Source organism: Streptococcus oralis, assembly GCF_001579525.1.
Taxonomy (GTDB): domain Bacteria; phylum Bacillota; class Bacilli; order Lactobacillales; family Streptococcaceae; genus Streptococcus; species Streptococcus oralis_M.
In genome coordinates, this window is the sequence record NZ_KQ970790.1 from 86,303 (window position 1) to 107,730 (window position 21,428).

At 42.5% G+C, this 21,428-nt stretch carries 17 protein-coding genes; 9 read left to right on the forward strand and 8 right to left on the reverse strand.

The genetic code is table 11. From position 1 onward, the window contains the following. Positions 1-23 precede the first annotated feature (23 nt). On the reverse strand, positions 24-365 hold the full coding sequence (locus tag SORDD25_RS06285; RefSeq protein WP_001204052.1) for a metal-sulfur cluster assembly factor: 342 nt from the start codon (positions 363-365) through the stop codon (positions 24-26). 168 nt (positions 366-533) lie between these two features. Between SORDD25_RS06285 and hisS the strand changes: the two genes are divergently transcribed. The 5 genes from hisS (at position 534) to SORDD25_RS06310 (ending at position 5,747) form a co-directional block, all read left to right on the forward strand. Next, on the forward strand, positions 534-1,814 hold the full coding sequence (gene hisS / locus SORDD25_RS06290) for a histidine--tRNA ligase (RefSeq protein ID WP_061853039.1): 1,281 nt from the start codon (positions 534-536) through the stop codon (positions 1,812-1,814). A gap of 221 nt (positions 1,815-2,035) precedes the next feature. Continuing rightward, positions 2,036-2,677: a CPBP family intramembrane glutamic endopeptidase gene (locus SORDD25_RS06295; protein ID WP_061853040.1), complete on the forward strand. Its 642-nt coding sequence runs from the start codon at positions 2,036-2,038 to the stop codon at positions 2,675-2,677. Positions 2,678-2,694: 17 nt separating this feature from the next. Continuing rightward, positions 2,695-2,913: a hypothetical protein gene (locus SORDD25_RS06300; protein ID WP_000832176.1), complete on the forward strand. Its 219-nt coding sequence runs from the start codon at positions 2,695-2,697 to the stop codon at positions 2,911-2,913. Between the two features lie 151 nt (positions 2,914-3,064). Next, the gene (aspS, locus tag SORDD25_RS06305) at positions 3,065-4,828 is read left to right on the forward strand and encodes an aspartate--tRNA ligase (protein ID WP_061853041.1); all 1,764 of its coding nucleotides are present in this window, start codon (positions 3,065-3,067) and stop codon (positions 4,826-4,828) included. Further along, positions 4,806-5,747, forward strand: coding sequence for a YitT family protein (locus SORDD25_RS06310; protein ID WP_061853042.1), 942 nt, complete (start codon positions 4,806-4,808; stop codon positions 5,745-5,747). The genes aspS and SORDD25_RS06310 overlap by 23 nt, the downstream gene beginning before the upstream one ends. A 33-nt stretch (positions 5,748-5,780) precedes the next feature. Here the strand turns inward: SORDD25_RS06310 and SORDD25_RS06315 are convergent, their stop codons facing one another. The 5 genes from SORDD25_RS06315 to SORDD25_RS06335 form a co-directional block, all read right to left on the reverse strand. Continuing rightward, positions 5,781-6,767: a LacI family DNA-binding transcriptional regulator gene (locus SORDD25_RS06315; protein ID WP_061853043.1), complete on the reverse strand. Its 987-nt coding sequence runs from the start codon at positions 6,765-6,767 to the stop codon at positions 5,781-5,783. A gap of 9 nt (positions 6,768-6,776) precedes the next feature. Then, positions 6,777-7,577, reverse strand: coding sequence for a DUF1189 domain-containing protein (locus SORDD25_RS06320; RefSeq protein WP_061853044.1), 801 nt, complete (start codon positions 7,575-7,577; stop codon positions 6,777-6,779). 181 nt (positions 7,578-7,758) lie between these two features. Beyond that, positions 7,759-8,601, reverse strand: coding sequence for a sugar ABC transporter permease (locus tag SORDD25_RS06325; RefSeq protein ID WP_061853045.1), 843 nt, complete (start codon positions 8,599-8,601; stop codon positions 7,759-7,761). A gap of 1 nt (position 8,602) precedes the next feature. Next, positions 8,603-9,895 carry a carbohydrate ABC transporter permease gene (locus SORDD25_RS06330; RefSeq protein ID WP_061853046.1) on the reverse strand — a complete coding sequence of 431 codons (1,293 nt, stop codon included), beginning with the start codon at positions 9,893-9,895 and terminating at the stop codon, positions 8,603-8,605. 110 nt (positions 9,896-10,005) lie between these two features. Continuing rightward, positions 10,006-11,286, reverse strand: a complete 1,281-nt coding sequence (locus SORDD25_RS06335) for a maltodextrin ABC transporter substrate-binding protein (protein WP_061853047.1) — start codon at positions 11,284-11,286, stop codon at positions 10,006-10,008. Between the two features lie 474 nt (positions 11,287-11,760). On the opposite strand from SORDD25_RS06335, the gene malQ reads away from it, so the two are divergent. Both malQ and glgP read left to right on the forward strand, forming a co-directional pair. Continuing rightward, positions 11,761-13,278, forward strand: a complete 1,518-nt coding sequence (malQ, locus tag SORDD25_RS06340) for a 4-alpha-glucanotransferase (RefSeq protein ID WP_061853048.1) — start codon at positions 11,761-11,763, stop codon at positions 13,276-13,278. Positions 13,279-13,300: 22 nt separating this feature from the next. Further along, positions 13,301-15,559, forward strand: coding sequence for a glycogen/starch/alpha-glucan family phosphorylase (gene glgP / locus SORDD25_RS06345; protein WP_061853049.1), 2,259 nt, complete (start codon positions 13,301-13,303; stop codon positions 15,557-15,559). A gap of 62 nt (positions 15,560-15,621) precedes the next feature. Here glgP and SORDD25_RS06350 read toward each other — a convergent pair whose 3' ends face one another. Together SORDD25_RS06350 and tyrS are read right to left on the reverse strand one after the other, a co-directional pair. Continuing rightward, complete coding sequence (locus SORDD25_RS06350) at positions 15,622-16,470, reverse strand: putative RNA methyltransferase (RefSeq protein ID WP_061853050.1); 849 nt, start codon at positions 16,468-16,470, stop codon at positions 15,622-15,624. 54 nt (positions 16,471-16,524) lie between these two features. Then, entirely contained in the window at positions 16,525-17,781 is a 1,257-nt protein-coding gene (gene tyrS / locus SORDD25_RS06355; protein WP_061853051.1) for a tyrosine--tRNA ligase, read from the reverse strand. A gap of 140 nt (positions 17,782-17,921) precedes the next feature. Here tyrS and pbp1b point away from each other — a divergent pair, with 140 nt between their 5' ends. Together pbp1b and SORDD25_RS06365 are read left to right on the forward strand one after the other, a co-directional pair. Further along, entirely contained in the window at positions 17,922-20,435 is a 2,514-nt protein-coding gene (gene pbp1b, locus SORDD25_RS06360; RefSeq protein WP_061853052.1) for a penicillin-binding protein PBP1B, read from the forward strand. Between the two features lie 77 nt (positions 20,436-20,512). Next, the gene (locus tag SORDD25_RS06365; protein ID WP_061853053.1) at positions 20,513-21,424 is read left to right on the forward strand and encodes a DMT family transporter; all 912 of its coding nucleotides are present in this window, start codon (positions 20,513-20,515) and stop codon (positions 21,422-21,424) included. The last annotated feature ends 4 nt before the right edge of the window (positions 21,425-21,428 follow it).

Genomic DNA, 21,428 nt, shown 5'->3' on the forward strand with positions numbered 1-21,428 from the left:
ATCTTCAAAAGTGATTTGCCTAATTAACGAGGTGGCAGTCCAAGGGCAATACGGCCGTAGCGGCTGATTCGTGTGATCTTCCAGGCAGGCGACCAGGTAACTTCAACCTTGACGTCCTCGATACCCTCGATTTGTTTTAGACCTGCGACGATTTCGATAGGCAAACTTTCGGCACAATCACAGGCAGTATCGGTGAAGGTCATGACAATCTTACAGAGACCCGTTTCATCCAGATTGATTTCATAAATCAACCCTAGATTGTACACATCCAATTCCACATCTGTATCAAAAACCTTCTCTAGTTTTTCGATAATTTGGTCTTGTAAGGCCAAAGCGCGGTCATTGATTTTGATATCGTCTCTCATAACAGTCCCTCCACGTGATAAATATCCTCTATTTTCTCATAATTCTGACAATTTAGCAAGTTTTTGATGAATTTTCTGAAAAAGACTCTCTTGAGATTTTCTACTCTTACTGTTTTAATCCCTCTATTTATGGTAAAATAAGACTATTAAGTTTAAAGAGGATTCCCTATGAAATTACAAAAACCAAAAGGAACACAGGATATTCTACCTGCTGAGTCTGCCAAGTGGCAGTACGTTGAGGGCTTTGCCCGTGAGATTTTCAAGCGCTATAACTATGCAGAAGTGCGTACACCTATTTTTGAGCATTACGAGGTCATCAGTCGCTCTGTCGGAGATACAACGGATATCGTAACCAAGGAAATGTACGATTTCTATGACAAGGGTGACCGCCATATCACTCTTCGTCCTGAAGGAACTGCGCCCGTTGTCCGTTCCTATGTGGAAAATAAACTCTTTGCTCCAGAAGTGCAAAAGCCAAGTAAGTTCTATTACATGGGACCTATGTTCCGTTATGAGCGTCCGCAAGCAGGTCGTTTGCGCCAGTTCCACCAGATCGGTGTTGAGTGTTTTGGCTCAAGCAATCCAGCTACCGATGTGGAAACCATCGCTATGGCAGCCCATTTCTTGAAAGAGATTGGCATTAAAGATGTGAAACTGCACCTTAACACTCTCGGAAATCCTGAGAGCCGTGCTGCTTATCGTCAGGCCTTAATTGACTATTTGACACCGCTCAAGGAGACCTTGTCTAAGGATAGCCAACGTCGCTTGGAGGAAAACCCTCTCCGTGTCTTGGACTCTAAGGAAAAAGAAGACAAGGTGGCAGTAGAGAATGCGCCGTCTATCTTGGACTTCCTTGATGAAGAAAGCCAATCCCACTTTGATGCCGTCCGTCAGATGTTGGAAAATCTGGGTGTAGACTATATCATCGATACCAATATGGTGCGCGGTCTGGACTACTACAACCACACGATTTTCGAGTTTATCACTGAGATCGAGGGCAATGAATTGACTGTCTGTGCGGGTGGTCGTTACGATGGTTTGGTTGCTTACTTTGGTGGTCCTGAAACTGCTGGATTTGGTTTTGGACTTGGTGTAGAGCGACTGCTTCTCATCCTTGAAAAGCAAGGTGTAACCCTCCCTATCGAAAATGCACTAGATGTTTATATCGCAGTCTTGGGTGAAGGAGCAAATGTTAAGGCCTTGGAATTGGTACAAACCCTTCGCCAACAAGGATTCAAAGCAGAGCGTGATTATCTCAACCGGAAGCTCAAAGCTCAGTTCAAGTCAGCCGATGTCTTTGCGGCTAAGACTCTCATTACTCTAGGCGAGAGTGAAGTTGAAAGCGGACAAGTGACAGTTAAGAACAACCAAACTCGAGAAGAAGTTCAAGTATCACTTGAGACCATTAGCCAAAACTTTTCAGAAATATTTGAAAAATTAGGCTTTTAATAGTAGAAAAACTGGTCAGGACCTTACTCCTGACTCTCTTTTTCCTGGGATCAACATTGCTCTTGCTTGCTCCAAAATATCTTTATAAAATCATTACTACCGTTTCTATTTTTGCAAGAGGAATTCGCTTATTATCCCTTTTAGTTGCGACTGTATTCCACATTTTTATCAAAATGATGCGAATAACAATGCTAAGTCTTCATTTCAAATAGGAGTCTTTTATGAAATTACTTAAAAATCTTGGCTGGTTTCTTCTAGCTGTTTTATCCTTTTTCTTTGGCTATGGTCTGGTTCAGAGTATGGCTTTATCAGCGCTTGACCTAGGGGCTTCGATCTTTGGAGTCTTGCCACTCTATATCGCCCTGTCAGGAGCCTATGTTTATGGAGTTTACAGATGGTATCAGACAGAAAAGGTTAGCATCCAGACAACAGCTTTTAATCGTTATATCTGGTTGCCAACTCTGGTTTTGCTAGTGGCGATTATAGCCCAGTTCTTTTTGCCAGAAGATCCGTCAGTCAATCAACAAATCGTATCACAACTGACAGTTGCTCAGCCTGTATTTGGTTTCTTTATGGTGGTAGTCTTTGCTCCTCTGACGGAAGAACTCATCTTTAGAGGGATGCTGGCGCGTTATCTCTTTCCTAAGCAAAACAACAGTAAACAGACAGCTCTGTTTCTCCTCGTATCAAGTGTGCTTTTTGCCTTGATTCATTTTCCAGGGACTTTGCAACAGTTTTTAGTTTATGCCAGTCTGGGATTGAGTTTGGGACTGGCTTATGTGAGCCGAAAAGGTCTTCTTTACAGCATTTCTCTCCACGCTTTGAATAATTTAATCGGCTTTTTGATGATACTCATGCTATAATAGAGTCAGGAGGTCACATGAAACGAGTAATTTTATTAGCAGTGATACAGGCGGTCGTTCTCTTCTTTATCATCGGGGCACTTGCCTATGCCTTTAAAGGCGATTTCTTTTACAACTATCTAGCAGTTGTCTTTGCGCCTATTGCAGGTGTCTTGCGTTTTGCTTCGGCTTATGCGACGGAGATTGTTCTACCTAAAAAGGCAGCTGAGATTGCTGAAAAGCGTAAAAAAGGTTAAGAATCATAATCAGAGAATCCGATGACGTTTTCATTGGATTTTTTGTCTGTTCGTTTTGATTTCTAAAGACAATCAAACTTTTCTGCTGATTTTCATGAAGTGCCTGCGCTTTTATGGTAAAATAGTAACAGAATAAAAGAGGAGAGAAAACATGAAACGTAGTATGTATGCTGGTCGTGTTCGTGAGGAACATATCGGACAAGAAATTACTTTGAAAGGATGGGTTGGTCGTCGTCGTGACCTAGGTGGTTTGATCTTTATCGACCTTCGTGACCGTGAAGGGATCATGCAGTTGGTTATCAACCCTGAAAAAGTATCTGCAGAGGTCATGGCAACAGCTGAAAGCCTTCGTAGCGAATTTGTCATCGAGGTGACTGGGCAAGTCGCTGCGCGTGAGCAAGCCAATGATAAATTGCCGACTGGTGCGGTTGAATTGAACGTGACAGCTTTGACGGTGCTTAATACAGCCAAAACAACGCCTTTTGAGATTAAGGATGGGATTGAGGTAAACGATGATACACGTTTGCGTTACCGTTACCTTGATCTTCGTCGTCCAGAAATGCTAGAAAACCTTAAGCTTCGTGCCAAGGTGACCCACTCTATCCGTAACTACTTGGATGAGTTGGAGTTTATCGATGTGGAGACACCATTCCTTTCTAAGTCAACGCCAGAAGGGGCGCGTGACTATTTGGTGCCATCTCGTGTCAATAAAGGGCATTTCTACGCTCTTCCTCAGAGCCCACAAATCACTAAACAGCTCTTGATGAATGCTGGGTTTGACCGTTACTACCAAATCGTCAAATGTTTCCGTGACGAGGACTTGCGTGGTGACCGTCAGCCTGAGTTTACTCAGGTCGACTTAGAAACGTCTTTCCTTACGGAGCAAGAGATTCAAGATATCACAGAAGGCTTGATTGCGCGCGTGATGAAAGAAACCAAAGGCATTGACGTGACGCTTCCATTCCCTCGTATGAAGTATGATGACGCGATGTCTCTCTATGGTTCTGATAAGCCAGATACTCGTTTTGACATGTTGCTTCAGGACTTGACAGAAGTGGTCAAGGGTGTTGATTTTAAAGTCTTCTCAGAAGCACCTGCTGTTAAAGCCATTGTGGTCAAAGGAGCTGCGGATAACTACTCACGTAAAGACATTGACAAGATGACTGAAGTAGCCAGACAGTACGGTGCCAAAGGTCTTGCTTGGGTCAAGGTTGTGGATGGAGAATTAAACGGACCAGTTGCCAAGTTCTTGACTGGGATCCAAGCAGAATTGACTGCAGCGCTTGATCTTGAAGATAAGGACTTGGTTCTCTTTGTGGCAGATACGCTTGAGGTAGCCAATGCAACACTAGGCGCCCTTCGTGGCCGTATCGCCAAAGAGCTGGGCTTGATTGATAACGATAAATTCAATTTCCTTTGGGTAGTTGACTGGCCAATGTTTGAATGGTCTGAAGAAGAAGGTCGCTACATGAGCGCCCATCATCCATTTACCCTTCCTCAAGCAGATACTGCTCATGAGCTTGAAGGTGATTTGGCTAAGGTTCGTGCCATTGCCTACGATATCGTCTTGAACGGCTATGAGCTTGGTGGTGGTAGTCTTCGTATCAACCAAAAAGACCTTCAAGAACGCATGTTTAAGGCTCTTGGTTTCTCGGCTGAAGAAGCAAATGACCAGTTTGGTTTCCTTCTTGAGGCTATGGACTATGGTTTCCCACCACACGGTGGTTTGGCTATCGGACTTGACCGTTTTGTGATGCTCTTAGCAGGAGAAGAAAATATCCGCGAAGTCATTGCCTTCCCTAAGAACAACAAGGCAACCGACCCAATGACACAAGCTCCATCAACAGTCGCTCTCAAACAATTAGAGGAACTCAGCTTACAAGTAGAAGAAGATGAAACAAGCAAAACAAATTAAGCGGTGGCGCTATTATCTGCGCCGCTTTGCTTATCAGATAAAAATCTTACGAGTTTTACAAAGTATCTCTCGGGAAAAATATGATGAGAAAATCTCGGCTTCTCTGGTCTATGGATTTTTGTCAGCGGTAGCAGTCAATTTCTTTTTTCAACCAGGACACGTTTACTCCAGTGGTGCGACGGGTCTGGCACAGATTATCTCTGCCTTGAGTAATCACTGGTTTGGTTTTTACATTCCGATATCGCTAACCTTTTATGCTATCAATTTTCCGTTGATGATTTTGGCTTGGTATCAGATTGGGCATAAGTTTACAATCTTTACCTTTATCACAGTATCCATGAGTTCCCTCTTTATCCAGCTTGTGCCAGTTGTGACCTTGACAGAGGATCCCATCATCAATGCCCTTTTTGGGGGAGTTGTCATGGGCTTGGGAATTGGTTTTGCGCTCCGTAACAATATTTCTAGCGGAGGTACAGATATCGTCAGTCTGACCATTCGAAAGAAAACGGGCAAGAATGTCGGCAGTATTTCTTTCTTGGTAAATGGAACCATCATGCTGATAGCAGGCCTGACCTTTGGTTGGAAATACGCCCTCTACTCCATGATTACCATCTTTGTATCAAGCCGTGTGACAGACGCGGTCTTTACCAAGCAAAAACGCATGCAGGCCATGATTGTGACCAATAATCCTGACAAGGTAATCGCAAAAATCCATAAAAAATTGCACCGCGGAGCAACCATGATCCACGATGCAGAAGGAACCTATAATCATGAGAGAAAAGCAGTCTTGATTACAGTTATCACACGAGCAGAGTTTAATGATTTTAAACACATCATGAAACAGGTCGATCCGACAGCCTTTGTCTCTGTATCCGAAAATGTCCACATCCTAGGACGATTCGTAGAAACAGACAATTAATAATACTCAAAAGACCAGCCTTGGGGCTGGTCTTTATTTTTCGATAATTTTGTGTCCAATCAACTGGCGGTAACAAATCTGTTTATTGTTTTTAGCATCGTTGATGATCTGGAGAATGGTTTCAAAGGAAACGCGCCCAAGTTCCAGACTATTGATATCCACATAAGCTACAAGATCAAGTCGAGGATTGACAGAGTCGAAACTCAAGACAGGAACTTTTAGCTGATGCTTACTGATGTAGTCACAAACCCCTTCTGCAAGGAGACTATCGGTTGTGATAATAGCGTCAATCTGTGGATCGTGATTGAACAGGAGTTCACTGAATTGATACCCTTTTTCTTCTAGAAATTCGGTTGCAAAGTAGGTTAAGTTAGTATCAATCGGAAGTTGGTGTTGTTTGAGTGCGGACTCATAGCCAGTTAGACGATCTTGCGTTACGAAGAGTCGCTTTGTCCCCCCGATGAAGGCAATTCGTTTGCATCCTTTTTTGATGAAATACTCTGTCGCATCAAAGCCCGCCTGTACATTGTCATTATCAACAAGAGGGATAAAGGGTGAAGTAGATTTTCCGAGAATGAGGAAAGGGAACTGCTCATCGGCTACTAGTTTGACCAGAGGATCCTCTTCCTCAGCGTAGAGGAAAATCAAACCGTCAACACGCTTGCCATAAACCATCTGAGAAATTGCATTAAGACGTTCTTTCTCATCTTTTCCTGTTGCAATCTGAATAGCGTAGTGGTTTTCAGACGCGACTTGGGCGATACCACGAAGGACAGATGGGAAGAAAGGATTTTGGTAAAAGGCATCCGAGTCATCAGGGAGCACCAAGCCGATAACCTGAGTATAGCTACTTACCAAGCTACGAGCATTGAGATTGGGATGGTAGTTGAGCTCCTCCATAGCCTTGCGAACTCGTTTTTTGGTTTCATCACTAATCGTTGATTTATTTTGAATGACGCGGGTAACAGTTGAAGGTGAGACACCTGCTACTTTAGCCACATCTTTAATCGTCACGGGCATAAAAATCTCCTATTTATGATAATCTGGATCACGGAAATGTGTCTTGTAAAAAATAGTGACCAGATACAGAACAAAAAGAATGTTTTGTACAGTGATAAGAGTTGTCATATTTTGGCCAAAAAGTCCCAAAATAAGCGTAATCAGAGTGGGTAATCCTAAACAGTTCAAGATAAAATGGTAGCACTCTTTAAAGGTCCTAAATGAAAAGAGGCGTGATTTTTTGGTGATATAAAGGAGAAGACTAGCTCCAAGAGAGACAATGAAGAAATTCAATCCAAAGAGGAAGCTAGCACCAAGAACGAGAAAGAGACTGATATAGACCCGATTTTGTTGGTACCAATCTTTAGAAATGGCCTGGGTTAGATCTTCCTTACTCTGGAAACTCTCCGTTTGAATCACGTGGTAGCGAATGCGAGTCAGTTCCTTGCTTTCCTTGCTGATGATGAGTTCTTCCGTATCAAAATGAAGTTGCAGGTCCTTTGGCAATTCTTTGCTTTGGCTTGGGCCAATCAAAAGAGAAGGCTGCTGATTCTTAGTGCCTGAGTAGTTCAGCTTTCCATCAACGATTTGTGCATTCTCTGACAAGTCCATGATCGCTTCATCTGTCAGTGGAGTGTAGACATTATCGATAAAGGTATCCAGTGGATACGTCTCCTGAGAGCTGTTTTGAATGGCAATCGGAACCATAGACAAGCTGATGAGGAAAATGCTCGTAAAGAGAAGCTGAAACCAGTTGAGACCGAAACGTTTTGATAGGGGCTTACGAAATCCCCAGATACTAGAGAAATACGAGAATGGATATGGAAGCATAGGCATCTTTCTAAAAGTGTTTTCTATATGAGTATTATTATATAGAGAAATGTGCTTTATTTCAAGTCTAGTAGATAAATTGCTGATTGAAAAGCGGATTTTGCTACTATTTGCGATCTTGTGTCCAATCCTGCAGCTTTAGCAACAAGCTCCAAAATGAAAAAAGGGTGGCGGGGATAAATTATCCCTTGTCGCCACCACTTGTAAGTCCTGAAACAAAGTTCTTTTGTAAGAAGAAGAAGAGTGTACAGATTGGAAGAGCGATGAGGATAGCACCTGCTGAGAAGTAGGCAATCTTCAAGTTCTTCACATTGTTGACGAAGGTTTGGAGACCAACGGCAACTGTAAAGTATTCTTTCTCACGAAGCAAGAAACTAGAGAGGATATAGTCTCCGAAAGGTCCCATGAAGGCCCAGAGGGCTTGTACCGCAACCATTGGGCGAACAAGAGGGAGGACGATTTGCCAGAAGCGACGGAAGTGTCCTGCACCATCAAGTTTTGCTGATTCGTCAAGAGACATTGGCACGGTATCAAAGTAACCTTTCATGAGCCAAGCATTCATCGGAATACCTCCACCGACGTAGAGGAAGATGAGGAACCAGCTATGGTTAAGGGCGTTCAACATAAGTGCCATAACGAAGAAGGCAGTCAAGGCGGCCATGGTTGGTACCATTTGGATGATTAAGAAGAAGACCAAACTTTGCTTACGAGCCAAGAAGTTGTATCGGCTGTAGGCATAACCAGCAAGTACGATGATACTTGTTTGAACAACCATGGTAATCAAGGCGATAATCAAGGTATTGAGATACCAAGTGCCGTATAAGGTTTCAGTAAAGAGTCCTTTAAAGTTATCAAAATTGAAGTCGATGTTGGTATCGAGTTTAAAGGCTGCGACGTTACCTGCTTTAAAGGCTGACATGATAGTAATCAAAAGTGGATAGATAATCACGATTGATAGGCCAATCAAGTAGAGGTAAGTGAGGGTTTGAGTCAGTCTACGTTTGAGTTTGATTGAGTTATTCATCTTAGACGTCCTCCATATCAAATGCGTGTAGTTTCTTGAATGCGATCATAGAGATAGAGATGACAATGATTGAGATAATTAAGGTAACAGCTGCCGCCATAGAGTATTGAGGAGATGTACCTGTTGTCAAACGGTAAATCCATGAAATCAAGATATCAGTTGAACCGGCTCCGCCTCCGACAGTACCAGGACCTCCACCATTAAAGAGATACATGATAGAGAAGTTGTTAAAGTTGAAGGTGTATTGGCTGATCAATGTTGGAGCTGCAACAGCCAAAATCATTGGGAAAGTGATGTTGCGGAATTTTTGCCAAGCATTAGCACCATCGATGTAAGCCGCTTCGTAGAGGTCGTTAGGAATAGACTGCAAGATACCCAAGGTCAAAACGTAAATGTATGGGAATCCTAGCCAACCTTGCATCATAATCAAGGCAATCTTAGTCCAAGTTGGGTCTGTTTTCCAAGGGATAAGAGCTCCATCTAGGAAAGGAAGAACCTTAGACAAAAGAGGCAAGACTTGGGTGTTGATAGCACCGACACTATCATTAAACATATTTGAGAATGTCAAGATAGTGATGAAGGCTGGAACTGCCCAAGGAAGAAGGAAAATAACACCAAAGATACGTTTTCCTTTGATAAATGGTTGATTGGCAATGATTGCTGTAAAGATACCAATAACAATCTGCAAAGTAGAAGCAGCTAAAGCCCAGATAATGGTCCAAGAAAGAACGGAACCAAAGGCTGAACGGAAGGTACTCAAGCTCCAGATGTTTGTGAAGTTCGTCAAACCAACCCAGTCCAACAATTTATTTGGTGGTAAGTGTTGGAAGTCATAGTTGGTAAAGGCAATCATCAAGGTTACGATAACTGGGAAGATAATGGCGAAGGTCATGGCAACGTAAGATGGAATGATCAAGAGGTAAGGGAAACCATTCTCATAAATTCCTTTAATCAAGTCCTTGAAGGTACGAGCCACAGGAATACCGTTATTGATACGTTTAGCAGTCGTATGTGCATCTTTAATATTTGCGAAATAAAAGAGTACATAAACGACTACAAAGATTAAATGGAAGGCACCACGAATCAGCATAAATAGGGAATTATCACGACCTGGTTTATCACCAAGAGTGATGAGATTGCTCAATTCAGGTGCTGCAAGTGCTAGGAAGTAGAGGACAAATACAAGAGTTACACCAAGGAAGATAAAACCTTTGGCTTTTTGTTTATTGTAAATCTGTCCTAACCCAGGAATGATAGACAGCAGGGCTGCTTTACTAGGCTGTTGCTTTTCCATAATAACTCCTTTCATAGGATACTGGTTTCTAATTAAAACCTAAATTATATATGTTTTTGATTGATAAATTCAAAGGGGGATTTGAATTCCACCCCCCTTGAACAAATTTTTTATTCACCAAATTTTTGTTTGATTGTTTCTTTGATCAATGTTACAGCATCGTTAGCAGCTGTTTTAGCATCTTTTTGACCACTTACAGCATCAAAGAGCATATTTTTCGCTGGATCCCAAACTGCAGACATTTGAGAGATGTTTGGTAGTGGTTGAGTGTTCTTGAACTGTTTGATAACAGCTGTTGTCAACTCATCGTTTTTACCTTCAGCGTATGAACGAGCCTCAGTATTAGCTGGGATTTCGTTAGTCTTATCATATAATACTTTTTGTTGTTCAGTTGAAACAAGGAAGTCTACAAATTTTTGAGAAGCTTCAAGGTTCTTAACGGCTTGAGGAATGACCCAAGCTTTACCACCACCGAATGGAGTATATTCTTTTCCATTTGGAAGAGTTGGGATAGTCGCAACTCCGTAGTTTACTTTAGCATCTTTAAAGGCTTGAGCTTTCCAAGGTCCGTCGATGATAGCAGCTGTTTTACCTTCTTGGAAATGAGTTTGGATTAAGTTTGGAGCACCTTCAGTATCTTGCATACCTTTAGGCCATTTTTCATACCAAGATTTAGCATATTCGATACCTTTGATTGCTCCGTCGTTTGCAAGTCCGATATCTTTAGGATCTTTACCGTTTTGGCCAAATACATAACCACCATTACCGGCAAGAAGTCCGTAAGCGTAGTAGAAGTTTGTCCAGTCAGCTAGGAAGGCAGTAGTTTTGCCGTCTTCACCAGCGAATGCATATTTGCTATCTTTAGCAAGGTTTTCTAAATCAGCAAAAGTTTTTGGAGCTTCTTTTATCAAGTCTTTGTTGTAGTACATAACGAGTGACTCGATAACGGCAGGAGCACCGTAAACTTTACCATTAGCAGACGTTACAAGAGATTTAGTTGTGTCGTCTGTTTTAGCACCATCGCTCAATTTCACTTCTGAAAGTTGTCCGTCAGAACCCAGGCTACCCACACGATCGTATGGTGCCATCATAACATCAGGGACATTACCAGATTGGTTGTCAAGGGAAAGTTTATCAAGACCTCCTAGCGCATCACCAGTTTTAACAGTAACTTTTACTCCAGAATCTTTTTCATAAGCTTTAGCAACCTCTTCAATATAGCTCTTGTATCCCTCGTCTACATATACAGTGAGTTCTTTTGCTTCCATTGCTTCAGATGAACCAGAATCAGCTGCTTTGTCAGCAGATTTGCTTCCGCAAGCTACCAAGAGCAAGCTAGCGAGAGTAGCAGTTCCGAGCACAGCAGCACTCTTCATGAATTTAGATGACATAGTGTATTCCTCCTAAAGAATAACAGTATAATTTATTTAGAAAACGCAAACGTTTTCTTTTATGAGCTTAGTATAGCACAAATAGAAAACGGTTGCAAGCTTTTTTAAAAAGTTTTTTAAAAAAATTTTAAGGTTTCAAATATTTGTTAAAGCCCATATATAGGAAAGAACTTAAAATGTTTGTTTTTTTAAAAATTGAAAATATATTAGGAAAACGATTGCGTAAATTTGGCTCGATTTTTCAGAAAATAGAGCAGATGTTTGGAATGAATTATCTTAAATCAGATAATCTTTTAAATTTTTTTTGCTCATTTCATAAAATATCAGTGGGAACAAGATTTGTTTGATTAAAATAATTCAAAAAATTTTTTTAAAAACGCTTGCATTTGTGTTTAAAATACGCTATACTTAACTTAACGCAAACGTTTGCGCCTTGTTGCGCAACGTTTTATAACAAACACATGAGGTGCTATTATGAAAAAACGTCAAAGTGGTGTGTTGATGCACATCTCTTCTCTACCAGGAGCATACGGGATTGGATCATTTGGGCAGACTGCCTATGATTTCGTTGACTTCTTGGTTCGTACCAAGCAACGTTACTGGCAAATCCTCCCTCTTGGGACAACCAGCTATGGAGATTCTCCATACCAATCATTCTCAGCCTTTGCTGGAAATACGCATTTTATCGACCTTGATATCTTGGTAGAGCAAGGCTTGTTGGAAGCTAGCGATCTTAAAGGTGTTGACTTTGGTAGTGATGCATCGGAAGTCGACTATGCGAAGATTTATTATGCACGTCGCCCTCTTTTGGAGAAGGCAGTTAAACGTTTCTTGGAAGTGGGAGACGTCAAAGCTTTTGAGAAGTTTGCTCAAGACAACCAATCGTGGCTTGAACTCTTCGCAGAATATATGGCGATTAAAGAGCATTTTGACAATCTTGCTTGGACAGAATGGCCAGATGCAGATGCTCGTGCTCGCAAAGCTTCAGCACTTGAAAGCTACCGTGAGAAATTGGCAGACAAGTTGGTTTACCATCATGTGACTCAATACTTCTTCTTCCAACAATGGTTGAAATTGAAAGCCTACGCTAACGATAACCACATCGAGATTGTTGGAGATATGCCTATCTACGTTGCGGAAGATTCAAGCGACATGTGGGCAAATCCACATCTTTTCAAGACAGATGCCAATGGTAAAGCAACTTGCATCGCAGGTTGCCCACCAGATGAGTTTTCTGCCACTGGTCAGCTTTGGGGGAACCCAATCTATGACTGGGAAGCGATGGACAAAGACGGGTATAAATGGTGGATTGAACGCTTGCGCGAAAGCTTCAAAATCTACGATATCGTTCGTATCGACCACTTCCGCGGTTTCGAATCTTACTGGGAAATTCCTGCTGGTTCCGATACAGCAGCCCCTGGTAAATGGGTGAAAGGTCCAGGCTACAAACTCTTCGCAGCCGTTAAGGAAGAGCTTGGTGAGCTAAACATCATCGCAGAAGACCTCGGTTTCATGACAGATGAAGTCATCGAGTTGCGTGAGCGTACTGGCTTCCCAGGGATGAAGATTCTTCAATTCGCCTTTAACCCAGAAGACGAAAGTATTGATAGCCCACACTTAGCACCTGCCAACTCTGTTATGTACACAGGCACACACGATAACAATACGGTCCTTGGTTGGTACCGTAATGAAATCGATGATCCAACTCGTGAATACATGGCTCGTTACACGAACCGTAAAGAGTACGAAACAGTGCCACATGCAATGCTTCGCACAGTCTTTTCATCCGTTAGCTTCATGGCTATTGCAACTATGCAAGATTTGCTAGAACTAGATGAGTCAGCTCGTATGAACTTCCCATCTACTCTTGGCGGAAACTGGTCATGGCGTATGACTGAAGACCAATTGACACCAGCTGTTGAAGAAACTTTGCTTGACTTGACTACAATTTATCGCCGAATTAATGAAAATTTGGTAGAATTAAAGAAATAAGACAATATCAGGAGACACAAAAATGTTACCATTAAACGAATTTGTACAAAAGCGTTACAATAAATCTATCGCAGAATGTAGCAATGAAGAGCTTTACCTTGCTCTTCTCAACTACAGCAAACTTGCAAGTAGCCAAAAACCAGTCAACACTGGTAAGAAGAAAGTTTACTACATCTCAGCTGAGTTTTTGATTGGTAAACTCTTGTCAAACAACTTGATCAACCTTGGTCTTTACGACGATGTGAAAAAAGAACTTGCTGCTGCAGGTAAAGAGTTGATCGAAATCGAAGAAGTAGAATTGGAACCATCACTTGGTAACGGTGGTTTGGGACGTTTGGCAGCCTGCTTTATCGACTCAATCGCTACACTTGGTTTGAATGGAGACGGTGTTGGTTTGAACTACCACTTCGGTCTTTTCCAACAAGTTCTTAAAAACAACCAACAAGAAACAATTCCTAACGCTTGGTTGACAGAGCAAAACTGGTTGGTTCGCTCAAGCCGTAGCTACCAAGTGCCATTTGCACACTTCACCTTGACATCTACTCTTTACGATATCGATGTACCTGGTTACAAGACAGCTACTAAAAACCGCTTGCGTTTGTTTGACTTGGATTCAGTTGATTCTTCTATCATCGAAGACGGTATCAACTTTGATAAGACAGATATCGCTCGCAACTTGACTCTCTTCCTTTACCCAGACGATAGCGACAAGCAAGGTGAATTGCTCCGTATCTTCCAACAATACTTCATGGTTTCAAACGGTGCGCAATTGATCATCGACGAAGCAATCGAAAAAGGAAGCAACTTGCATGACCTTGCAGACTACGCTGTTGTACAAATCAACGATACTCACCCATCAATGGTGATTCCTGAATTGATCCGTCTCTTGACTGCGCGTGGTATCGAGCTTGATGAAGCAATCTCAATCGTACGTAGCATGACTGCCTACACTAACCACACAATCCTTGCTGAAGCCCTTGAAAAATGGCCTCTTGAATTCTTGGAAGAAGTGGTTCCTCACTTGGTACCAATCATCGAAGAATTGGACCGTCGTGTGAAGGCAGAATACAAAGATCCAGCTGTTCAAATCATCGATGAGAGCGGACGTGTTCATATGGCTCACATGGATATCCACTATGGATATAGCGTAAACGGGGTTGCGGCTCTTCACACTGAGATCTTGAAGAACTCAGAGTTGAAAGCCTTCTACGACATTTACCCAGAAAAATTCAACAACAAAACAAACGGAATCACTTTCCGTCGTTGGCTCATGCATGCTAACCCAAGCTTGTCTCACTACTTGGATGAGATTCTTGGACATGGTTGGCACCATGAAGCAGATGAGCTTGAAAAACTCTTGTCATACGAAGACAAGGCTGCTGTTAAAGAAAAATTGGAAAGCATCAAGGCTCACAACAAACGTAAATTGGCTCGTCACTTGAAAGAACACCAAGGTGTGGAAATCAATACAAACTCTATCTTTGACATCCAAATCAAACGTCTTCACGAGTACAAACGCCAACAAATGAACGCTTTGTATGTGATCCACAAATACCTTGATATTAAGGCTGGTAACATCCCTGCTCGTCCGATTACTGTCTTCTTTGGTGGTAAAGCAGCTCCTGCCTACACAATTGCCCAAGACATCATCCACTTGATCCTTTGCTTGTCAGAAGTGATTGCTAACGACCCAGCAGTAGCTCCACACTTGCAAGTGGTTATGGTTGAAAACTACAACGTTACTGCAGCAAGCTTCCTTATCCCAGCATGTGACATCTCAGAACAAATCTCACTTGCTTCTAAAGAAGCTTCAGGTACTGGTAACATGAAATTCATGTTGAACGGTGCTTTGACTCTTGGTACTATGGACGGAGCTAACGTGGAAATCGCTGAATTGGTTGGCGACGAAAACATCTACATCTTCGGTGAAGATTCAGAAACTGTTATCGACCTTTACGCAAAAGCAGCTTACAAGTCAAGCGAATTCTATGCTCGTGAAGCTATCAAACCATTGGTTGACTTCATCGTCAGCGATGCTGTTCTTGCAGTAGGTAAGAAAGAACGCTTGGAACGTCTTTACAACGAATTAATCAACAAAGACTGGTTCATGACTCTCCTTGACTTGGAAGACTACATCAAGGTGAAAGAGCAAATGCTTGCTGACTACGAAGACCGTGACGCATGGTTGGATAAAGTTATCGTCAACATTGCCAAAGCAGGATTCTTCTCATCTGACCGTACAATCGCTCAGTACAACGAAGATATCTGGCACTTGAACTAAGAATTACATAATTTAAACCCGTACCTTGAAGGTGCGGGTTTTGTCTTATCTGAAAAATTGGTTTACAAAGCTTTCCCAAGCAGAATCTTTGCTTCGATGGTAATCTCAGTCAGTTGGCTCCAGTCAATATTGGTTTGATCAACGTGAAAGAGGAGAGGCGTCATGGCAAGCAGGGCTTGGCGTTGCTCTGCTGTGATCGGTTTGGTTAGGGAAGCTATTTGGCTAGATTGGATGCTGAAGTGTTCCTGGAAATGTTCCTTGATATCTTGATTAGAATAATCCTTCTTTGTCAGCTGGTCCTGCGCCATTTGACGGATTTCTTTGAGGTGATTTTCAGTTGGGATGACCTTGATTAAAATACCATCTTTGGATAAAACGCGACGAAATTCCCCATAGTTGGCAGGCGAAAAGATATCAAGCAGGATATCCATGCTGGCGTCTTTTATAGGGAGACGAGCCAGGTCACCAACAAACCAGTTGACCGCCCAGTTGGGTTCGCACTTGGTAGCGATTTGAACGGAATCTTTGGAAATATCAAAGGCGTAGAAGGTTTTGTCAGGATGACTTTCTTGGAGCTTGCGAGAGTAGAAGCCTTCACCACAGCCGATATCCAAGACTTTTTTTGCGGATGGTTTAGTGGCTAGTATGCCCGAGATGCCTTCTAAAATATCCTGATAAAACCCAGCTTCTAGGATTTCTTGGCGGTTTTGAAAGTTTTCCTTGTCGTAGTTGGCAGATTGCTTGATTTGAGGAGCCAGATTGACATAGCCGAATTTTGCCAAGTCAAAAGAATGGCGATTGCTACACTTGAGACTAGTTTCGACCAAGGTCAGTTTTTCTTGGCAGATGGGGCAGGCAAAGGCAGTCGCGGCAACAAAGCGTTGGAGTTTTGGTTTGAGGTTTGTATTCATAGTTTTAGTCTAGCAAAAAAAGGACTGGATGGCAAATGCCTCCAGTCTGCTTTTTTAGTATGTAAGAACGAAGTATTTTTTCTTCCCACGGCGGATAACAGTGAGTTCGTTTTCTAACTTATCTGCGTCACTCAAGACATAGTCAAGGTCTTGGATACGGTCGCCGTTGACGTAGATGGCTCCATTTTGGACATCTTCACGGGCTTGACGTTTTGAATTCACCACACCAGATGACACGAGGAGTTCCACGATATTGTGATTTTCATCTGCCTGTACTTGGTAGTTTGGCACGCCACGGAGTCCTTGTTTGAGTTCTTTAACAGAAAGGTTTTTGATGTTTCCGGCAAAGAGTTGCTCTGTGATGTTAAGAGCTTCCTTGTAGGCTTCTTCGCCGTGAACAAGTGTTACGACTTCACGAGCCAAGACTTTCTGAGCCAAGCGTTCGTGTGGCGCCGCTTCAAACTGTTTGCGGATGTCTTCGATCTCATCAAGTGTCAAGAAAGTAAAGATTTTCAAGAAGCGAACAGCGTCAGCGTCCATGACGTTCATCCAGAATTGGTACATTTCGTATGGGGAAGTCTTTTCAGGATTGAGCCAGACTGCGTTTCCTTCTGATTTACCAAATTTCTTACCAGTTGCGTCTGTGATGAGTGGAACAGTGATAACGTGACCAGTCTTGTCAGCCTTACGACGAAGCAATTCGGTACCAGCAGTCATATTTCCCCATTGGTCAGAACCACCGATTTGAAGGGTTACATTGTGCTCTTGGTTGAGGACAAAGAAGTCGTACCCTTGCATGATTTGGTAGGCAAATTCAGTGTAAGAAATCCCTGTTTCAATCCGTTTTTTCACAGACTCCTTACTCATCATGTAGTTGACAGTGAAGTATTTTCCGATATCACGGAGGAAGTCAATGAAGCTGATGCTGCCAAACCAGTCGTAGTTGTTGACCATGACAGCTTTATTTTCACCATTTTCAAAGTCAAGAAAGCGAGAAAGTTGTCCTTGGATAGACTTGACCCAGCCATCTACTGTGTCTTTTGTTTGGAGACTACGCTCAGCATCTTTGAAGGACGGATCTCCGATGAGACCTGTAGCACCGCCAACGAGCGCATAAGGTTTGTGACCTGCTAACTGCAAACGACGACTTGTCAAGATTGCGACAAGGTGACCGAGGTGAAGGCTGTCAGCAGTTGGATCGTAGCCAGTATAATAAGAAACTTGACCTTCTTCTAGGGCTTTACGCAAAGCTTTTTCATCAGTCGTTTGAAAAATCAAACCACGCTCTTTTAGCTCATCAAAAATGTGCATGTGTCTTTTCTCCTTTTTAAAATATTGTTTCTACCTATTGTATCACAAACTTGATTAATAGCCTAGTGGAATAGGGAAGAAAGTGGCTATTTTATTGAAAGTTTCCCTTTTATGGTATAATAGAGAAAGCGAGGACATTCATGAAAGAAAGAATTAATGAATTAAAAACAAAAATGCTGCATTTTTTCCAGCAGCTAATGCAACGGATTGCAAAATGGAAGAAAAGACTAGCAGAAAAATTAGCTAATAAGAAAACCGGTAAAAAGGGGACCTCTTCTGACAAAGTTAGAAAGGCTGGGTCTATTTTTGCTAAAGTTTTGAGTGGGTTTAAAATAGTTTTTAACACTCTCTTTATCCTAGGCTTTATCGGTGGACTGTTTGGCGCTGGTGTAGCTATGGGTTATGGAGTCGCTCTATTTGACAAGGCCCAGGTCCCTCAAGCAGAAGAGTTGGTCAAGCAAGTGAAGGATATTGCCTCTATCTCAGAAATCACTTATTCTGACGGCAGTACCATTGCCTCGATCGAGGGCGATTTATTGCGCACTTCAGTCGCTTCAGATGCTATCTCAGATAACCTTAAGAAAGCTATTGTTGCGACAGAGGACGAGCATTTCAATGAGCACAAGGGAGTTGTGCCTAAGGCCGTTATTCGTGCGACTTTGGGAACCTTTGTCGGTCTAGGCTCGTCTAGTGGTGGTTCGACCTTGACCCAGCAGGTCATCAAGCAGCAAGTGGTGGGGGATGCTCCAACTCTAGCTCGTAAGGCTAAGGAGATTATTGATGCTCTAGCTTTAGAACGGGCTATGGGTAAGGATGAGATTTTGACAACCTACCTTAACATAGCTCCTTTTGGTCGCAATCATAAAGGCCAAAATATTGCAGGTGCTCAGCAGGCTGCAGAAGGAATCTTTGGGGTCAATGCTTCGGATTTAACGGTCCCTCAAGCTGCCTTTATCGCAGGATTGCCACAGAGTCCAATCAGTTATTCTCCTTATGAATCTGATGGTAGTATGAAGAGTGATGAGGATATGGCTCTGGGAATCAAGCGTGCCAAGGATGTCCTCTACAACATGTACCGGACAGGGGCTCTAAGTCAGGAAGACTACGATAAGTACAAAGATTATGACTTTAAGAAAGACTTCCTACCATCAGGTAGTGTTAGTGGTACTTCACGTGACTATCTCTACTATGCAACCTTGGCAGAAGCTACTGATCGCATGTATGATTACCTCGTCCAACGAGATAATGTTTCTGCGCAAGAATTAAAGAATGAGTCCATTCAGAAATCCTATCGTGATTTAGCCACTAAGGAAATTGAAAATGGTGGATATAAGATTACGACAACTATCAATAAAAATGTTCATGCTGCGATGCAAAATGCGGTTGCGACCTACGGCTACCTGCTAGATGATTCGACAGGTCAGCCTGAGGTGGGGAATGTCCTCATGGACAACCAAACGGGAGCTATCCTTGGATTTGTTGGTGGTCGTAATTATCAAGAAAATCAGAACAATCACGCTATCGATACCAAGCGTTCTCCAGCTTCAACCACGAAGCCTATATTGGCCTATGGTATCGCTATTGACCAAGGTTTGATGGGAAGTGCAAGTATTTTATCAAACTATCCTACCAACTTCTCAAATGGGAATCCCATCATGTATGTCAATAGTCCTGGTACGGGCATGATGACATTGGGAGAAGCCCTTAACTATTCATGGAATATCCCAGCCTACTGGACGTATCGTACGCTTCGAGAGAAGGGTGTGGATGTCAAAGGCTATATGGAAAAAATGGGTTACGAAATCCCAGAATATGGGATTGAAAGTTTACCGATGGGTGGGGGGATTGACGTTACAGTTGCCCAGCATACCAACGGATATCAAACTCTGGCCAACAATGGAGTTTACCATAAGAAACATATGATCGCGAAGATCGAGTCAACGGATGGCCGATTGGTATACGAGCACAAGGATGAGCCTGTCCAGGTTTATTCGAAAGCGACAGCAACCATCATGCAAAGTCTCCTTCGGGATGTTATCTCATCTCGGATTACCTCAAGTTTCCAGACGGACTTGACGACTATCAATCCATCCCTAGCTAGTGCTGACTGGATCGGAAAAACTGGTACGACCAATGAAGATGAAAATATGTGGCTCATGCTTTCTACACCTCGCTTGACTTTGGGTGGCTGGTTAGGTCACGATGACAACCGACCACTAGCCAAAGGAGCAGGCCACTACCGTAATGCCAACTATATGGCCCACTTGGTCAATGCTATCCAACAAGCTGAACCTGGAATATGGGGGAATGAGCGCTTTAATCTGGATCCAAGTGTGACCAAGTCACAAGTTCTCCGATCTACAGGGCAAAAACCAGGCAAGGTTTCCATCAATGGGAAAGAAATAGAAGTTTCTGGATCAACAGTAACGAGCTACTGGGCTACTAAAGAAGGTGCCCCAGTGACCACCTATCGCTTTGCTATTGGAGGAAGCGATGCAGATTATCTGAACGCATGGAAGAATATTCTAGGAAGCATTCCAGCAGTGACTCCTCCAAGCTCAAGTTCAAACAGTAGCAGTAGTTCTGGAAGTTCAAGTTCGAGTGGAAATACTCAAAGTGGTTCTTCAGGACGTTCACGTTTATTTAATCGTTAAGAAAGAGTAGTAGCAAGATTAGTAATTTCTCCTTGTTGCTACTTTTTTCTTTGTTGGTTTCGTGTTACAATAATAATATGAATCATTATCAGAAAAAGATTGTTAAGGGAACAGTATACTCGCTACTCTCAGGCCTAATCTGGGGGATTTGTGGGATTTTAGGAGAGTATTTTTTCACTCATTATCCAGTATCTTCTGGCTGGATTACTTCTATGCGTTTATTAGTGGCGGGGAGTTTGGTTTTAGGTCTATCTGCTTTTCAGTTGCGTAGCCGCTTGTTGGACATCTGGCGTGATAAGAAAAATTATCTACCTTTTTTAGCCTATGCTATTCTAGGTATTTTTTCTGTGCAGTTTTTCTTCTATCTCTGCGTTGAGTATTCCAATGCGACGACGGCGACCATTTTGCAATTTATCAGCCCAGTTTTTATCCTGTTTTACAATCGAATCATTTACCAGAAGAAGGCTTCGATTACAGCTGTGTTCTATGTTTTGATTGCCATGCTAGGTGTTTTTTTGATGGCTACAAAAGGGGATTTGTCCCAGTTATCCATGACACCTTTGGCTCTAGTGACAGGTTTGCTCAGTGCAGTAGGGGTCATGTTTAATGTTATCCTTCCTCAGCGTTTTGCACGGCGCTACGGTTTCGTTCCGACTGTTGGTTGGGGGATGATTCTGGCAGGGATCTTTAGTAATTTCCTTTACCCTATTTATCGGATAAGTTTTCAAGTGGACCTGGTGAGTGTGCTGATTTGTCTGACGATTGCCGTGTTTGGTACTGCTTTTGCTTTCTTCCTATCTATGAAGGCTGTGTCACTCGTTTCCCCGCTGGTTGTATCAGTAGTGAGTGCTAGCGAACCGCTCTCTTCAGCTTTATTAAGTGTTCTTTTTCTGGGATTGGTCATGGATGGTTTTTTGGCATTAGCTATGGTGTTGATTATCGTTCCGATGATTTTCTTATCTGTAGAAGAAGCAAAACAAGCCAAGTAAAGAT

Excerpts from the sequence above, each read along its gene's own strand:
- SORDD25_RS06315 (WP_061853043.1), bottom strand. The coding sequence starts at position 6,767 with ATGCCCGTGACGATTAAAGATGTGGCTAAAGTAGCAGGTGTCTCACCT.
- SORDD25_RS06310 (WP_061853042.1), top strand. The coding sequence starts at position 4,806 with ATGAAACAAGCAAAACAAATTAAGCGGTGGCGCTATTATCTGCGCCGC.
- tyrS (WP_061853051.1), bottom strand. The coding sequence starts at position 17,781 with ATGCACATTTTTGATGAGCTAAAAGAGCGTGGTTTGATTTTTCAAACG.
- SORDD25_RS06335 (WP_061853047.1), bottom strand. The coding sequence starts at position 11,286 with ATGTCATCTAAATTCATGAAGAGTGCTGCTGTGCTCGGAACTGCTACT.
- malQ (WP_061853048.1), top strand. The coding sequence starts at position 11,761 with ATGAAAAAACGTCAAAGTGGTGTGTTGATGCACATCTCTTCTCTACCA.
- SORDD25_RS06350 (WP_061853050.1), bottom strand. The coding sequence starts at position 16,470 with ATGAATACAAACCTCAAACCAAAACTCCAACGCTTTGTTGCCGCGACT.
- SORDD25_RS06285 (WP_001204052.1), bottom strand. The coding sequence starts at position 365 with ATGAGAGACGATATCAAAATCAATGACCGCGCTTTGGCCTTACAAGAC.
- glgP (WP_061853049.1), top strand. The coding sequence starts at position 13,301 with ATGTTACCATTAAACGAATTTGTACAAAAGCGTTACAATAAATCTATC.
- SORDD25_RS06320 (WP_061853044.1), bottom strand. The coding sequence starts at position 7,577 with ATGCTTCCATATCCATTCTCGTATTTCTCTAGTATCTGGGGATTTCGT.
- SORDD25_RS06330 (WP_061853046.1), bottom strand. The coding sequence starts at position 9,895 with ATGGAAAAGCAACAGCCTAGTAAAGCAGCCCTGCTGTCTATCATTCCT.
- SORDD25_RS06295 (WP_061853040.1), top strand. The coding sequence starts at position 2,036 with ATGAAATTACTTAAAAATCTTGGCTGGTTTCTTCTAGCTGTTTTATCC.
- hisS (WP_061853039.1), top strand. The coding sequence starts at position 534 with ATGAAATTACAAAAACCAAAAGGAACACAGGATATTCTACCTGCTGAG.
- SORDD25_RS06325 (WP_061853045.1), bottom strand. The coding sequence starts at position 8,601 with ATGAATAACTCAATCAAACTCAAACGTAGACTGACTCAAACCCTCACT.
- aspS (WP_061853041.1), top strand. The coding sequence starts at position 3,065 with ATGAAACGTAGTATGTATGCTGGTCGTGTTCGTGAGGAACATATCGGA.
- pbp1b (WP_061853052.1), top strand. The coding sequence starts at position 17,922 with ATGAAAGAAAGAATTAATGAATTAAAAACAAAAATGCTGCATTTTTTC.
- SORDD25_RS06365 (WP_061853053.1), top strand. The coding sequence starts at position 20,513 with ATGAATCATTATCAGAAAAAGATTGTTAAGGGAACAGTATACTCGCTA.
- SORDD25_RS06300 (WP_000832176.1), top strand. The coding sequence starts at position 2,695 with ATGAAACGAGTAATTTTATTAGCAGTGATACAGGCGGTCGTTCTCTTC.